The 15169-nt window shown below is 70.0% G+C and carries 11 protein-coding genes; all 11 read right to left on the reverse strand.

The genetic code is table 11. The features are described 5' to 3' along the window. Nucleotides 1-53: 53 nt before the first annotated feature. The 11 genes from NP777_RS16040 to NP777_RS16090 all read right to left on the reverse strand — a co-directional run bounded on the left by NP777_RS16040 (nt 54) and on the right by NP777_RS16090 (nt 15148). Nucleotides 54-1700, reverse strand: a complete 1647-nt coding sequence (locus tag NP777_RS16040; RefSeq protein ID WP_256650813.1) for a CYTH and CHAD domain-containing protein — start codon at nt 1698-1700, stop codon at nt 54-56. A gap of 63 nt (nt 1701-1763) precedes the next feature. Continuing rightward, a complete protein-coding gene (gene rodA, locus NP777_RS16045; protein ID WP_256650814.1) occupies nt 1764-2966 on the reverse strand; it encodes a rod shape-determining protein RodA in 1203 nt (400 codons plus the stop codon). Then, on the reverse strand, nt 2963-5107 hold the full coding sequence (gene mrdA, locus NP777_RS16050) for a penicillin-binding protein 2 (protein ID WP_256650815.1): 2145 nt from the start codon (nt 5105-5107) through the stop codon (nt 2963-2965). Before mrdA ends, rodA begins: the two co-directional genes overlap by 4 nt. 63 nt (nt 5108-5170) lie before the next feature. Continuing rightward, a complete protein-coding gene (mreD, locus tag NP777_RS16055; protein WP_256650911.1) occupies nt 5171-5881 on the reverse strand; it encodes a rod shape-determining protein MreD in 711 nt (236 codons plus the stop codon). Between the two features lie 6 nt (nt 5882-5887). After that, the gene (gene mreC, locus NP777_RS16060; RefSeq protein WP_256650816.1) at nt 5888-6832 is read right to left on the reverse strand and encodes a rod shape-determining protein MreC; all 945 of its coding nucleotides are present in this window, start codon (nt 6830-6832) and stop codon (nt 5888-5890) included. Nucleotides 6833-6975: 143 nt separating this feature from the next. Then, a complete protein-coding gene (locus NP777_RS16065; protein WP_198275458.1) occupies nt 6976-7995 on the reverse strand; it encodes a rod shape-determining protein in 1020 nt (339 codons plus the stop codon). A 321-nt stretch (nt 7996-8316) separates the two neighbouring features. Beyond that, nucleotides 8317-8730, reverse strand: coding sequence for a nucleoside-diphosphate kinase (gene ndk, locus NP777_RS16070; RefSeq protein ID WP_256650817.1), 414 nt, complete (start codon nt 8728-8730; stop codon nt 8317-8319). Between the two features lie 74 nt (nt 8731-8804). Beyond that, on the reverse strand, nt 8805-9158 hold the full coding sequence (locus NP777_RS16075; protein WP_020871338.1) for a DUF4233 domain-containing protein: 354 nt from the start codon (nt 9156-9158) through the stop codon (nt 8805-8807). A gap of 1 nt (nt 9159) precedes the next feature. Continuing rightward, complete coding sequence (gene folC / locus NP777_RS16080; RefSeq protein ID WP_256650818.1) at nt 9160-10665, reverse strand: bifunctional tetrahydrofolate synthase/dihydrofolate synthase; 1506 nt, start codon at nt 10663-10665, stop codon at nt 9160-9162. Between the two features lie 102 nt (nt 10666-10767). Beyond that, nucleotides 10768-12222, reverse strand: coding sequence for a peptidoglycan D,D-transpeptidase FtsI family protein (locus NP777_RS16085; RefSeq protein ID WP_256650819.1), 1455 nt, complete (start codon nt 12220-12222; stop codon nt 10768-10770). A gap of 292 nt (nt 12223-12514) precedes the next feature. Beyond that, nucleotides 12515-15148, reverse strand: coding sequence for a valine--tRNA ligase (locus NP777_RS16090; RefSeq protein WP_256650820.1), 2634 nt, complete (start codon nt 15146-15148; stop codon nt 12515-12517). Nucleotides 15149-15169 lie beyond the last annotated feature (21 nt).

The raw sequence follows: 15169 nt of genomic DNA on the forward strand, positions 1-15169 counted from the left end.
TACCCGCCCCGCCGGGCGCCCTCGCCACCGATCAAGCCTCCGGCTCCGCCCGATCAAGCCTCCAGGTCCGCCCGGTGCTTCTCGCGCGAGACCTCGGCCCACAGATCCGGCAGCTCACGCTCGCGGGCGGCCGCCCGCTCCTCCTCCCTGCCGTACAGCAGCCCGAAGGTGAAATCGCTCTCCCCCGCGACATGGGCCTGGGTGGCCAGCTGCCGCAGGGCCTCGCGGGCGACGACGCTGTCCTGGTGGTCGCCGAGCACGTCCTGCACGTCCTGCATACGGCGGGCGAACCGCTTGGCGGACTTGCCGAGCGCGGGCCGGGCCGTCTCGGCGGCGTAGCGGACGCGCTTGGCGGCCTTACGGGCCTGGTGGATGGCGATGTCGCGGTCCGGCCCCGGAGGCGTCTCCAGGGCGGTGGCCATACGGCCGGCGAGCCGCTCGTAGTCGCGCAGCACGGCCTTGGCGGCCACCGGAGCGGCGGGCTTCGCGGCGTCGTCGCGCAGCGGCGGATCGGCCGCCAGGGCGTCGAGGGTGTCCAGGAGCGTCAGGTAGCGCTCGCTGTCCAGCGCGCCCAGGACGGTGGCGCGTGCGCCGTCGCGCCGTCCGTGCGACCAGTGGTGCAGCCGTTCGCGCACCGGGCCGCGCCGGAGCTCCTCGGGCAGCTCGGCCAGCCGGCCTTGGAGCCGCTCGGTGAGCACCTCGCGGTCGCGTTCCACGCCGAGCTCACCGGCCAGCCACTTCAGCTCGTCGCCGATCGGGTCGGTCACCGAACGGTCCAGGACCTTGCGGTAGGAGCGGAACGCGCTGCGCAGCCGGCGGGTGGCGACCCGCATCCGGTGCACCGCGTCCGGCACGTCCCTGCGCACGGCCGGGTCGAGCCGCACCAGGGCGTCGATCTGACGGCGTATGTAGTCCAGGACGACATCGTCGGCGCCGAGCGGCCGCCGGGGCTCCGCCGCGGCCCGCTCGACCTCACGGGCGGTCTTCGCGGGCTTGCCGGGCTTGGCGGGCTTACCGGGCTTGCCGGGCCCGCCTCCGCCGCTCTCGACCGCGCCCGCGGCCCGCTCCGTCTCGGCCAGGGCCTTGGCGAGCTTGGAGGGGGTGTCGGCGCGGTGCAGACCGCCGTCGCGCAGCCGCGCCTCGACCGCGTCGAGCAGCCGCTGATCGTGGCCCCGGCCCTCGGCGAGCTCGACCTCGACCTCGGTCCACCGGGTCGGCGCGCTCTCCTCGGGCGCCAGCCGCCGGGCCGTCACACGGTCGACGGACACCTCGGCCAGCACGGTGCCGTCGGCGTCCACCAGATCCTTGCGGTCCCGCTCGGTGTGCAGCCGGGCGAGCGGGCCCAGCGGATCGTGGCGGACCCGCGAGCGCAGCAGCGTGGCCATCTCGGCGGGCACCTCCTCGCCGAGCGGCGCCCGCAGCTCCTCCCGGGTGTCCGGGCCGACGGGCAGCTTCAGATGCCAGCCCTCGTCGTCGCCGCCGGTGCGGTGGCGCAAGGTGATGCCGTCGGCCAGCAGCCGCCGCCCGGGGGTGTCGTAGTAGGTGGCCTCCAGGGTGGCGACTCCCCGGCTCACCACGGTCGCGACCGGCCCCGCTCCGGTCAGTTCGGGCAGGCCCGGCAGGTCGGGCCGCCCGGACGGACCGGCTTCCTCCGCGGTGGCCTCGTACTTGCGTTCTATCTCCTGCTTCGTGTCCACCATGTGTGTCACGTACCCAAACTCGGGCTTATCAGCCCCAAGCGGAGACGCGATACCCGGCGGACCCTATGCGGAGACGGGTCTCTGCACCCGGATGGACTGCAGCAGCCCCACCGCGATCCATACGGCGAACATCGAGGACCCGCCGTAGGAGACGAACGGCAGCGGCAGACCGGCCACCGGCATGATGCCCAGCGTCATCCCGATGTTCTCGAACGCCTGGAAGGCGAACCAGGCGATGATCCCGGCCGCGACGACCGTCCCGTACAGCTCCGTGGTGTCGCGCGCGATCCGGCAGGCGCGCCACAGCACGACCCCCAGCAGCACGATGATCAGGCCCGCGCCGAGGAAGCCGAGCTCCTCCCCCGCGACCGTGAAGACGAAGTCGGTCTGCTGCTCGGGGACGAACTGACCGGTGGTCTGGGTGCCGTGGAAGAGCCCCTTACCGGTGAGCCCGCCCGAGCCGATCGCGATGCGCGCCTGGTTGGTGTTGTAGCCGACCCCGGACGGGTCGAGCGCGGGGTTGGCGAAGGCGGCGAAGCGGTCGATCTGGTACTGGTCGAGGACGTGCAGCTGCCAGACGAGCAGCGCGCCCACCACGGCCGTGAGGATGAGCCCCGCGATCCAGCGGTTGGACGCGCCGGAGGAGAGCAGCACGGCGAGCACGATCATCGCCATGACCATCACCGAGCCGAGGTCCGGCATCAGCAGCACGATCGCGATGGGCAGCGCGGCCAGGCCGAGCGCCTGGACGACGGTGCGGTGGTCGGGGTTGAGCCGGTCGCCCGCGTCCACCCGCGCGGCCAGCAGCATCGCCATCCCCAGGATGATCGTGATCTTGGCGAACTCACCCGGCTGCAGGGAGAATCCGCCGCCGATCACGATCCACGCGTGGGCGCCGTTGATCGTCGAGCCCAGCGGGGTGAGCACGGCGAGCACGAGGACGACGGACAGCCCGTAGAGGACCGGGACCGCGCCCCGCAGGGTGCGATGGCCGAGCCAGATCGTGCCGATGGCGAGCAGCAGCCCGATGCCGGTGTTGAGGGCGTGCCGGACCAGGAAGTAGTACGGGTCGCCCTGGTTCAGCTCGGTGCGGTTGCGGGTGGCGGAGTAGACGAGCGCCCCGCCGATCGCGGACAGGGCCAGCGCGGTGAGCAGCAGCACCCAGTCGAGGCGGCGGACGATCGAATCGCGCGCCATGAGCTTGCTCCAGGCGCCGCGCTCCGGGGTGAAGCGGCGGACGGAGTACCCATGCGTGGACGCGCTCATGAATCAGCTCCTCGCCGCCGCTCCCGCGCGGCCGCCTCGAACTGCTTGCCGAGCGGCTGGGGCTCGATGGAGCCGTCCGACGAGATCTTCGGCAGTTTGGCCTGCGGCTGGGGCAGCAGCGCCTTCTTCTTGTCGATGCCGCCCTTGGCGTCGACCCCGTACAGCGCGTTGTAGATCTTGCGCACGGCGGGACCGGAGGCCCCGGAGCCGGTACCACCCTGGGAGATCGTCATGACGACCGTGTAGTCCTTGGTGTACGTGGCGAACCACGAGGTGGTCTGCTTGCCGTAGACCTCCGCGGTACCGGTCTTGGCGTGCATCGGGATCTTGCTCTGCGGCCAGCCCTGGAACCGCCAGGCGGCGGTGCCCCGGGTGGCCACGCCCGCGAGCGCGCTGTCGATCCTCTTGTGCAGACTGGCGCTGATCGGCAGCTTTCCGTGCGCCTTCGGCTTGATCTCCTGGATGTCCTTGCCGTCGGGGCTGACGATCGCCTTGCCGACGGTCGGGTCGTGGAGCGTGCCGCCGTTGCTGATGGCCGCGTAGATGGTGGCCATCTGGATCGGGGTGACGAGGGTGTCGCCCTGGCCGATGGAGTAGTTCACGGAGTCACCGGCGCGCATCTTCATGCCCTCGAGGCAGTTCTCGTAGGCGATCCGCTCGCCGTAGGACCCGTCCTTCTTGCCGGACTTGCACCAGGCGTCCTTGTTGGCCTTCCAGTAGTCCTTCTTCCACTGGCGGTCCGGGACCCGGCCGGTGACCTCGTTGGGCAGGTCGACCCCGGTCTCCTTACCGAGGCCGAACTGGTGGGCGGTCCGGTAGAACCAGTCCCCCGGCTTCTTCTTGGGCTTGTTGCCGCCGTCCTTCTTCCACTCGTCGTAGGCGATCCGGTAGAAGACGGTGTCGCAGGAGACCTCCAGCGCGCGGCCGAGGCTGATCCCGCCGTAGTTCTCGGACTCGAAGTTCTTGAAGACCTGGCTGCCGATGTTGAACGAGCTGGTGCAGGCGTAGGGGCCGTTGAAGTCGTAGCCGGCGTTGACCGCGGCGGTCGTCGGGATGACCTTGAAGATCGAGCCGGGGGCCGCCTGGCCCTGGATCGCCCGGTTGAGCAGCGGGTAGTTGGACTTCTTGCCGGTGAGCTGCTTGTAGTCCTTGCCGGAGATGCCGCCGACCCAGGCGTTGGGGTCGTACGTCGGGTTGGACGCCATGGCCACCACCCGGCCGGTCTTGGCCTCCATGACCACGACCGCGCCGGAGTCCGCCTTGTAGTTGGTGCCGGTGTTCCGGTCGTGCTGCTTGCGGGCGTCCCGCATCGCCTGGTCCAGCTCCTTCTCCGCGACCGCCTGGACCCGCGAGTCGATGCTGGTGACGACGTTGGCTCCGGGGCGGGCCTTCTGGCTCTCCCGCTGGCCGATGACCCGCCCGAGGTTGTCGACCTCGTAGCGGGTCACCCCCGCCTTGCCGCGCAGCTCGCTGTCGTACTGGCGCTCGAGGCCGTTGCTGCCGACCTGGTCGGAGCGGAGCAGGGGCGACTTGGAGTGCTCGGCCTCCTTCACCTGCTCATCGGTGACCGGGGAGAGATAGCCGAGCACCTGGGCGGCGTTGGAGCCGGCGGGCGCGGCGTAGCGGCGCACGGCGGTGGGCTCGGCGCTGATGCCGGGGAAGTCCTCTTCGCGCTCGCGGATCTGGAGCGCCTGCTTGGCGCTGGCCTCGTCGGTGATCGGGATGGGCTGGTACGGGGAACCGTTCCAGCAGGGCTGCGGGGTCTTGGCGTCGCACAGCCGGACCTTGTCCAGGACGTCCTTGGGCTTCATGCCCAGGACGTCGGCGAGGCGGGTGAGGACGGCCTTGCCGTCGTCCGGCATCTTCATCAGCTCGGTGCGGCTGGCGGAGACCACCAGACGGGTCTCGTTGTCGGCCAGCGGCACTCCGCGGGCGTCCAGTATGGAGCCGCGCACGGCGGGGTGGACGACCTGCTGGACGTGGTTGTTGGCGGCTTCGGCGGTGTACTCGTCACCGTTGCGGATCTGGAGGTACCACAGGCGTCCGCCGAGGGTCAGCAGCAGCGAGAAGACCAGGATCTGGAGGCCGACGAGCCGGATGGTGACCCGGGAGGTCCGTCCGGTCTCAGGAATATTACTCATGGCGCGCTCCCATGAGGGTGGTTGCGGGCGACGGGAGGGCGGCGGGCGACGGGAGGGCATTGCTCACAGGCGCTTGACCCCCTTGATGCGTGCCGTCCTGTTCTTCCCCGTGCGGGCCAGCAGCCCACCGCGCTGGCTGCCGATCCTGGGCGCCCGGCCCGGGCGCCTGAACCGGCTCATCCGGCCGATCCGGCCGGTGCTGACGCCGCCCGCCGTGCTGATCCAGCGGGACGGGCTCTCACCGCCGCCGCCCGCGCTGTCGGCCATCGGATCGTTCTCGCTCCGTCTGGCGAGCCCCATGATCAGTGGCACCGTGAAGGGGGCCAGCAGCAGGTCGTAGAGGGCCGCGGTGAACAGCAGCTTGCCCAGGCCCACCTGACGGGCCGCGTCGTCGCCGACGAGGATGCCGACCCCGGCGTACAGCAGCGTGGCGCCGATGGCCGCCGCCACGACCACCAGCATCGGCCCGGTGGCCGACCTGAGCTGGCCGGTCTCCGGCTTGGCGAGTCCGGCCAGATAGCCGATGACGCACAGCACCAGGGCGTAGCGGCCCGCGGCGTGGTCGGCGGGTGGGGCGAAGTCGGCGAGCAGCCCCGCGCCGAAGCCGATGAGCGCGCCGCCGGTGTGGCCGTAGACGAGCGCGAGGCCGAGCACGACGAGCAGCAGCAGGTCCGGCACGGCGCCGGGCAGTTGGAGGCGGGCCAGTACGCAGATCTGGACGACGAGGGCGAAGACCACCAGGCAGGTCGACAGGACGATCCGGTTGAGGTGCAGCATCGGTCAGCTCCTGTTGGCGGCCGGGCTGGTGGCGGTGGCGGAGGGGTTGGCCGTGACCGTGACCGTGGGCGTCGGCTTGGGCTTCGCGGGCTTGGGCGGGAGCACGCTGTCCCGCGGGTTCGCCCGCGGCGGCTGGACGACGACCCCGACGATGTCCAGCTTGCTGAACCGGACGTACGGGCGCACCTGGAGCGTGCGGGTCAGATCGCCGCCGGTCGGATCGACGCGGACGACCTTGCCGACCGGGACGCCGGGGACGAACGGCTTGTCCGCCTGGGAGCCGAAGGTGACCATCCGGTCGCCCTTCTTGATCCGGGCCTTGCCGTTGAGGAGCTGCACATGGAGCGAGCGGTCGCCGCGCCCGGTGGCGAAACCGAGCTCGCCCGATCCCTCCATACGGGTGCCGACGGTGAAGTCCGGGTCGATGGCGAGCAGCACGGTGGCCGTCGTGGAGCCGACGGTGGTGACCCGGCCGACCAGCCCGTCCCCGTTGATGACGGTCATGTCGCGGCGGATGCCGTCGCGGCTGCCCATGTCGATGGTGACGGTCCAGGAGAAGCCCTGGGCGGCGCCGATGCCGATGACCTGGGCGCCCTTGATGCCGTATTGACCGGCGCCGGCGGTCTTCAGCAGCTTGTCGAGCTCGGCGGAGCGGGCGCGATCGCGGGCGCTGTTGCCGAGCCGCTGCTTGAGCTTGGTGTTCTCCTCCTCCAGCCGGCGGACCCGGTCGTGCCGGTCACCGGATTCCCGTACGGCGGCCACCGCGTTGCCGACCGGGTCCACCGCGGAGGCGACGCCGTCCTCCACGGGCCCGAAGACGGAAGCGGCGGCGTGCCGGGCGCCGTCGAGGGGTGAGTCCTCGCCGCCGCGGATATCCACCGTGATCAGCGCGAACGCGATGGCGACCAGCAGCACCAGGAGCAGCCGGCTCTCTCGTGTGTCCCTCACGTGCGGCGACGTGCCTTCCTCGTCGAAGTCGGACCGGTGCCGGGGACCAAAGTGACCGGCCGGTCCTGGGGAGCCTTATGCCTGTATATCAGCGTTCCGCCGCACGAGCAGCCAACCACCCGTACGGCCGGTCCGCCGGGTTGTCATCTGCGGGGCTGGGCGTCCAGCACCTGCTGGAGCGCCTCGAACTCCTCCACGCACTTGCCGGACCCGAGCGCGACGGAGTCCAGCGGATCCTCGGCGATGTGGATCGGCATCCCGGTCTCGCGGCGCAGCCGCTCGTCCAGGCCACGCAGCAGCGCACCGCCGCCGGTGAGCACGATGCCGCGGTCCATGACGTCGCCGGAGAGCTCCGGGGGGCACTTGTCGAGGGTGGTCTTGACCGCGTCGACGATCGAGTTGACCGGCTCCTCCATGGCCTTGCGGACCTCGGCGGCGGAGATCACCACGGTCTTGGGGAGGCCGCTGACGAGGTCACGACCGCGGATCTCGGTGTGCTCCTCCTCGTCGCTCTCGTACGCCGAACCGATGGTGATCTTGATGTTCTCGGCGGTGCGCTCGCCGAGCAGCAGGCTGTACTCCTTCTTGATGTGCTGGATGATCGCGTTGTCCAGCTCATCGCCCGCCACCCGGATGGACTGCGCGGTGACGATGCCGCCCAGCGAGATGACGGCGACCTCGGTGGTGCCGCCACCGATGTCCACGACCATGTTGCCGGTGGCCTCGTGGACCGGAAGGCCGGAGCCGATGGCCGCGGCCATGGGTTCCTCGATGATGTGCACCTGACGGGCGCCCGCCTGGGTGGACGCCTCGATGACCGCACGACGCTCGACGCCGGTGATACCGGACGGCACACAGACGACCACCCGGGGCCGGGCCAGATACCGTCGCTTATGGATCTTGAGGATGAAGTACCGCAACATCCGCTCGGTGATCTCGAAGTCGGCGATAACGCCGTCCTTGAGCGGACGCACAGCGACGATGTTGCCAGGGGTGCGGCCGATCATCTTCTTCGCCTCGGCGCCCACGGCGAGAATTCCGCCGGTGTTGGTGTTGATGGCGACGACGGATGGCTCGTTGAGGACGATCCCGCGGCCCCTGACGTACACCAGCGTGTTGGCGGTCCCGAGGTCGACAGCCATGTCACGGCCGATGAACGACATGTTGTTCCCCATGAGGATACGTCAGGCCTTCCCTGCTGGAGCGATTGCTTGCTTGAGGTCGGCAGGATGGGTGTGCGCTGCGAGGCGCGGAAGCTTCATCGTAGTCACGCCCGCTCGAACACGCTGCGGGGGTCCTCCGCCATTGTCAGCAGAACACGACCCCGCCTCCTCTAATGGTGACGTCGTGTCGCGGAGATGCGTTCCCCCGATCGGCTCGCATATGCGGAAGGGCGGCCGGGTAATTCGGCCGCCCCCAGGTCAGCAGGGGTGTGGCAAGCTGATGATCAAACTGATGGCCGATCAGTCACGATCGGATGGGGATCAGGCGAGACCGGGAAAGAAAATCTTGATTTCCCGTTCGGCGGACTCCGCCGAGTCGGAAGCGTGGATCAGATTTTCCCGAACGATGGTGCCGAAATCGCCACGGATGGAGCCCGGCGCCGCGGCGATCGGGTCGGTCGGCCCGGCCAGCGCCCGGACGCCCTCGATCACCCGCTCGCCCTCGACCACCAGCGCCACGGCCGGACTGGAGGCCATGAACTCCACCAGCGGCTCGTAGAACGGCTTGCCGACATGCTCGGCGTAGTGCTGCTCCAGGACCTCACGGTCCAGCTGACGCAGCTCGAGGGCGCTGATCGTCCAGCCCGCCTTCTTCTCGATCCGCCCCAGAATCTCGCCCACCAGTCCGCGTCGGACGGCGTCGGGCTTGAGCAGGACGAGCGTGCGCTGGCTCACGGTGCGGGCTCCTTTGGGAAAAGACATGCGGTGGGGCTGTGAGGCAGAGGCTACATGGGGGAACGAGGGCCACGTCACGCAGCGTCAGGCGAGGCCGCCGAGGACGCGGCGAACCGCGCCTTGGCCTCGTCGACCTTGCGGCCGAAGTGCACCGAGGCCCACCACAGCGCGGCGAAGACCGCCCCGAGGAAGAACATGGTGGGCACCACGAAACCGCTCAGCACCAGGCCGATCTGCAGGGCCCAGCCGATCTGCACCGCACCCGGACGGCTCAGCAGCCCGCACAGCAGCACACACAGCCCCATGGCGATCCCGCTGACCGTCCAGACGGTGCCCGTGGACAGCCCGGACGTCTTCATCGCGACCAGCCCGGCGAAGCCGATCACGAAGAACTCACCGATGAGGGTGGAAGCGCACAGCGTTCGCATATCAGCCCTTTCCCAGGAGGAGCCGGGCCTCGCCGACCGTGATCACCGACCCGGTCACCAGAACGCCCGCTCCGGCGTACTCGCCCTCTTCCTCCGCCAGGGTGATGGCGGCCTCCAGGGCGTCGTCCAGCCGCGGCTCGACCTGGACCCGGTCGGAGCCGAAGACCTCGACGGCGATCGCGGCCAGTTCGTCCGGGTCCATGGCGCGGTGGCTGGAATTGCCGGTCACCACGACCTCGGCGAAGATCGGCTCGAAGGCCTCCAGCAGACCGCGGACGTCCTTGCCGTCACTCGCCCCGACCACGCCGATCAGCCGGCTGAAGTCGAAGGACTCGGTGACCGCCGCGGCGGCGGCACGGGCGCCCGCGGGGTTGTGCGCGGCGTCCAGCACCACGGTGGGGCTGCGGCGCACGACCTCCATCCGGCCGGGCGAGGTCACGGAGGCGAAGGCGGAGCGGATGGTGTCGATGTCGAGCGGCCGGGCGTGCTGGGAGCCGACGCCGAAGAACGCCTCCACGGCCGCCAGCGCCATCGCCGCGTTGTGCGCCTGGTGGGCGCCGTGCAGCGGGAGGAAGACATCGGTGTACTCCCCGCCGAGGCCGCGCAGGGTCAGCAGCTGACCGCCGACCGCCACCTCCCGGGACAGCACACCGAACTCCATGCCCTCACGGGCGACCGTGGCATCCACCTCGACCGCGCGCTTGAGCACCACCGAGGCGGCCTCCACCGGCTGCTGCGCGAGCACCACGGTGGCGTCCTGCTTGACTATGCCGGCCTTCTCGACGGCGATCTGCTCCGGAGTGGTGCCGAGCCGGTCGGTGTGGTCCAGCGAGATCGGCATGATCACCGCGACGCCCGCGTCGATCACATTGGTGGCGTCCCAGGAGCCGCCCATGCCGACCTCGACCACCGCGATGTCCACCGGCGCGTCCGCGAAGGCCGCGTACGCCATGCCGGTGAGCACCTCGAAGAAGGACAGCCGGTGCTCCTGCCCGCCGTCGACCATCTCGATGTACGGCCGGATGTCCTCGTACGTCTCGATGAACCGCTCGGCGGAGATCGGCGCCCCGTCCAGGCTGATCCGCTCGGTGATCGACTGGACATGGGGGCTGGTGTAGCGGCCGGTGCGCAGCTCGAAGGCGCCCAGCAGCGACTCGATCATGCGGGCGGTGCTGGTCTTGCCGTTCGTACCGGTGATGTGGATCGACGGATAGGCCCGCTGCGGCGAGCCCAGGATGTCCATCAGCGACTCGATCCGCACCAGCGACGGGTCCAGCTTGGTCTCCGGCCAGCGCCGGGCCAGCTCGCCCTCCACCTCGCGCAGGGCGCGGTCCACCTCGGGGTCGGCCGGACGGGCCGGGATGCCGTCCCCCTGCGGCGGCCCGGACTGCGCACGCAGCGTCCGGCTGCCGGCCTCGATCACCGCCAGATCGGGGTCGCGGTCGGTCTCGGCTCCGACGATCTCTTCGAACTCATCGGACTCGTTCTGGGGGCGCTCCTCGCTCACGCCGACCAGTCTACGAGGCAGGGGTGACAACCCGGCCCAGCGCCATCCGCGCCCAGGTCACGAGCCGGTATCTGTGACAAGGCGGCTCGCCTCCGGGGCACCTCAGTCGCCGCCCAGCGCCGCCTTCATCATCGACTTGGCGATCGGCCCCGCCAGACCGCCGCCGGAGATGTCGGCGCGGGCCGCGTCGCTGTCCTCGACCACCACCGCGACCGCGACCTTGTGGCCGCCGCCCGCGTCCGCGTAACTGATGAACCACGCGTACGGATTGGCGCTGTTGTTCTCACCGTGCTGGGCGGTGCCGGTCTTGCCGCCCACCGTCACCCCGGGGATCTTCGCGTTGGTCCCGGTGCCCTGGTCCACGACCGTCCGCATGGCGGACTGCAGCTCGGACGCGGTGTGCCGGGACATCGCCTGGCTGTAGGTCTTGGCCGAGGTCCGGTCCAGCGCGGACGCGCTGCCGTCCGTGGTGCGGTCGACCTCGTACGGGGTCATCAGCTTGCCGTCGTTCGCGATGGCCGAGGAGACCATCGCCATCTGCAGCGGAGTGGCCGTCACATCGAACTGCCCCATACCGGTCAGGGCCGTCTGCGAGTCGTTCATGCCGCTCGGGTAGGTGCTCTTCGCGGCGCGCACCGGGATGTCCAGCTTGGCATTGTCGAAGCCCAGCTTCTTGGCCTCCGCCGCCACCTTGGACTGGCCCAGGTCCACGGCCATCTTCGCGAAGACCGTGTTGCACGAGTACTGCAGGGCGGTGCGTATGTTCGCGTTCTTGCAGGGCGCCGACCTGTTCTCGTTGTGCATATCGGTGACCGTGCCCGGCAGCCGGTACGGATCCGGGCTCTTGGTCTGCTCGTCCACCGACGAGTACAGCCCGTTCTCCAGCGCCGCGGCGGCGACCACGACCTTGAAGGTCGAGCCCGGCGGGTACGTCTGGCGCAGCGCGCGGTTCAGCATCGGCTGCTTGTCGTCCTTCTGCAGCGCGGTCCACGCCTTCTGGTCCGCCGTGGAGGAGCCCGCGAAGCTGCCGGGGTCGTACGAGGGCGTGCTGGCCAGGCCCAGGACGGCGCCGGTGGTGGGGTCGATCGCCACCGCCGCGCCGGTCTTGTTCCCCAGCCCCTCGTAGGCGGCCTTCTGCACGGCCGGGTTGATCGTGGTGACCACGTCGCCGGGCTTGGACCGCTCCCGCGTCACGGCCTCCAGCGGGTTCTTCAGCCGGCTGTCGGAGCCGTCGAGGACCTGCCGCTCCAGGGCCTCCAGCTGGGTGCTGCCGTAGGACTGGGAGGCGTAGCCGGTGATCGGCGCCCAGAGCTTCCCGTCCGGGTAGGTGCGCTTGTACTTCAGGTCGCCCTTGGTGGCGGCCGAGCCGGTGACCGGTTTGCCGCCGGCGATGATGTCGCCCAGCGGCCCGGCGTACTCGGAGATGGCCACCCGGGCGTTGCGCGGGTTCTCCCGGAGACTGTCGCCTCTCGCCAACTGCACATAGGTGACCCAGGCGAGCAGGGCCAGCACGAGCAGCAGCGAGAACACCGATGCCCTTCTCAGCGGCTTGTTCATGGAGGGGGAGCTCCTTCCGGGACGTACGGCCGGATAACTCCCTGAAGGCAGTGTTTGGTTCCCGGTGGGGCTTTGCTGTGTGGTGCCTGTGAGGCGTCTGTGGGGCTTCATCAGGGGTCTGCAGGGCGTCTGCAGGACGCCTGTGGGATGTCTGTGGGATGTCTGTGGGATGTCTGTGGGATGTCTGTGGGATGTCTGTGGGATGTCTGTGGCACATCGCACACGCCGACGCACAAGCGCCCCCGCCGGATTCCGGCGGGGGCGCTGTGGCGCGATCCGTACTCCTCGGTGGTCAGCCCTTGGGGAGGGCCGCCAACTGGGCGGTGATCCGGGCGATATCGGCCTCGGCGGTCGCCTGCCGGGTGCGGATCTTCTCCACGACATGGTCGGGGGCCTTGGCCAGGAAGCCCTCGTTGGACAGCTTCGCGGCCGTCTGCGCCTTGTCCTTCTCGGCCGCGGCGAGGTCCTTGGCCAGCCGCTTGCGCTCGGCCTCGACGTCGATCGCACCGGACAGGTCCAGCGCCACGGTCGCGCCCGCCACCGGCAGCGACGCGGTGGCCGTGAAGTCCGCACCGGCCGGCTGGAGGCGCAGCAGGGAGCGCATCGCGTCCTCGTGGGCGGCCAGCGAGGTGCCGGAGAGCTCCAGCCGGGCCGGGACCCGCTGGCCGGGCTGGAGGCCCTGGTCGGCGCGGAACCGGCGGACCTCGGTGACCACCTGCTGGAGGTTCTCGATCTCCCGCTCGGCCGCCTCGTCCCGGAAGCCGCTGTCGCCCGGCCAGTCCGCGATGACGACGGACTCCTGGCCGGTCAGCGAGGTCCACAGCTTCTCGGTGACGAACGGGACCACCGGGTGCAGCAGCCGCAGCGTGACGTCCAGGACCTCGCCGAGCACGCGCCGCGCGGCGTCGGCCTCCGCGCCGCCCTTGGCGAAGGTGGTCTTGGACAGCTCGACGTACCAGTCGAAGACCTCGTCCCACGCGAAGTGGTAGAGGACGTCGGAGAGCTTGGCGAACTGGTAGTCCTCGTAGTACGCGTCGACCTCGGCGACCACCGCGTTCAGCCGGGACAGGATCCAGCGGTCGGTGGCGGACAGCCGCTCGGGGGCGGGCAGTTCGCCCTCGACCGTGGCGCCGTTCATCAGCGCGAAGCGGGTCGCGTTCCAGATCTTGTTGGCGAAGTTGCGGGACGCCTGGACCCAGTCCTCGCCGATCGGGACGTCCACGCCGGGGTTGGCGCCCCGGGCGAGGGTGAAGCGGACCGCGTCCGATCCATAGGCGTCCATCCAGTCCAGCGGATTGACCGCGTTCCCAAAGGACTTGGACATCTTCTTGCCGAACTGGTCACGGACCATGCCGTGCAGGGCGATGGTGTGGAACGGCGGGGTGCCATCCATGGCGTAGAGGCCGAACATCATCATCCGGGCGACCCAGAAGAAGAGGATGTCGTAGCCGGTGACCAGGACCGAGTTCGGATAGAACCTCTCCAGGCTCTCGGTCCGCTCGGGCCAGCCGAGCGTGGAGAACGGCCATAGGCCGGAGGAGAACCAGGTGTCCAGGACGTCGCTGTCCTGGTGCCAGCCCTCGCCGCTCGGCGGCTGCTCGTCCGGTCCGACGCAGACGACCTCGCCGTTCGGCCCGTACCAGACCGGGATCCGGTGGCCCCACCACAGCTGGCGCGAGATGCACCAGTCGTGGAGGTTGTCGACCCAGTCGAAGTAGCGCTTCGACATGTCCTCCGGGTGGATCTTCACCCGGCCGTCGCGGACCGCGTCGCCCGCGGCCTTGGCCAGCGGGCCGACCTTGACCCACCACTGCATGGACAACCGCGGCTCGATGGTCGTCTTACAGCGCGAGCAGTGGCCCACGGAGTGGGTGTACGGACGCTTCTCGGCCACGATCCGGCCATCGGCGCGCAGGGCGCCGACGACGGCGCTGCGTGCCTCGAGCCGGTCCAGGCCCTGGAAGGGGCCGTGGGCGGTGATGACCGCGTGCTCGTCCATGACGGTCAGGTTCGGCAGACCGTGCCGCTGCCCGATCTCGAAGTCGTTCGGGTCGTGGGCCGGGGTGACCTTGACCGCGCCGGTGCCGAACTCGGGGTCGACGTGCTCGTCGGCGACGATCGGGATCCGGCGGCCGGTCAGCGGCAGTTCGATCTCGGTGCCGACCAGGTGGCGGTAGCGCTCGTCGTCGGGGTGGACGGCGACCGCGGTGTCGCCCAGCATCGTCTCGGCGCGGGTCGTCGCGACGACGATCGAGTTGTCCCCCTCGCCGTACCGGATCGAGACGAGCTCGCCGTCATCGTCGTCGTACTCCACCTCGATGTCCGAGATGGCCGTGAGGCAGCGCGGGCACCAGTTGATGATGCGCTCGGCGCGGTAGATCAGCTCGTCCTCGTAGAGCCGCTTGAAGATCGTCTGGACGGCCTTGGAGAGCCCCTCGTCCATGGTGAAGCGCTCGCGGTTCCAGGCCACGCCGTCGCCCAGGCGCCGCATCTGGCCGGAGATCTGCCCGCCGGACTCGCTCTTCCACTGCCAGACGCGCTCGACGAACGCCTCGCGGCCCAGATCGTGGCGGGAGACGCCTTCCTTGGCCAGCTCGCGCTCGACCACGTTCTGCGTGGCGATACCGGCGTGGTCCATCCCCGGCTGCCAGAGCGTCTCAAAGCCCTGCATTCGCTTGCGCCGGGTGAGCGCATCGATGATCGTGTGCTCGAAGGCATGGCCGAGGTGGAGCGAACCGGTCACATTGGGGGGCGGGATGACGATGGTGTAGGGCTCTTTGTCGCTCTTCGCGTCCGCCTCGAAGTAACCGCGCTCTACCCAGCGCTCGTACAGCGGCCCCTCTACATCGGCCGGCGCGTACTGGGTCGGCAGTTCGGGGTGGCTGTTCGGCCCGCTCGTGGGGCGCTGCGAAGAGTTCTCGGTCACCCCCGCAGTCTAAAGGGCCGC

The organism is Streptomyces rugosispiralis, assembly GCF_024505145.1.
Taxonomy (GTDB): domain Bacteria; phylum Actinomycetota; class Actinomycetes; order Streptomycetales; family Streptomycetaceae; genus Streptomyces; species Streptomyces rugosispiralis.

What these genes read in the sequence shown, in the direction of transcription:
- NP777_RS16040 (WP_256650813.1), bottom strand. Translation starts at nt 1,700, where the DNA reads ATGGTGGACACGAAGCAGGAGATAGAACGCAAGTACGAGGCCACCGCG.
- rodA (WP_256650814.1), bottom strand. Translation starts at nt 2,966, where the DNA reads ATGAGCGCGTCCACGCATGGGTACTCCGTCCGCCGCTTCACCCCGGAG.
- NP777_RS16075 (WP_020871338.1), bottom strand. Translation starts at nt 9,158, where the DNA reads ATGCGAACGCTGTGCGCTTCCACCCTCATCGGTGAGTTCTTCGTGATC.
- NP777_RS16065 (WP_198275458.1), bottom strand. Translation starts at nt 7,995, where the DNA reads ATGTCGTTCATCGGCCGTGACATGGCTGTCGACCTCGGGACCGCCAAC.
- mrdA (WP_256650815.1), bottom strand. Translation starts at nt 5,107, where the DNA reads ATGAGTAATATTCCTGAGACCGGACGGACCTCCCGGGTCACCATCCGG.
- NP777_RS16085 (WP_256650819.1), bottom strand. Translation starts at nt 12,222, where the DNA reads ATGAACAAGCCGCTGAGAAGGGCATCGGTGTTCTCGCTGCTGCTCGTG.